The organism is Pseudoalteromonas sp. CR1, from assembly GCF_019392235.1.
Lineage (GTDB): Bacteria > Pseudomonadota > Gammaproteobacteria > Enterobacterales > Alteromonadaceae > Pseudoalteromonas.
The window spans coordinates 1-276 of record NZ_JAHXRM010000215.1; the positions used below are offsets into that span (position 1 = coordinate 1).

The following is a 276-nucleotide window of genomic DNA, read 5'->3' on the forward strand; positions in this document are numbered from 1 at the left end:
GATTACCGCAGAGCCCGCAGGCGAAGCGCCGGCCGCTAAACGCAAGGCGTCGGCGCTGTCATTCGTGATTCAAAATCATGACGCGCGCAACCTGCACTACGACTTTCGCCTGGAGCTTGATGGCGTACTCAAGAGCTGGGCAGTGCCGAAAGGGCCGAGCCTGGACCCGAGCCAGAAACGCCTGGCGGTCCACGTCGAAGACCACCCTCTGAGCTACGGCGCCTTCGAAGGCAGTATCGCGCCCGGCCAATACGGCGCCGGGGATGTGATCGTGTG

Annotated in this window: 1 protein-coding gene; it reads left to right on the plus strand. The window is 63.4% G+C overall.

Annotated elements, in window-relative coordinates:
- On the plus strand, nt 1-276 hold a 276-nt coding region (locus KZZ04_RS19165), incomplete at both ends, for a DNA polymerase ligase N-terminal domain-containing protein (protein WP_257903691.1).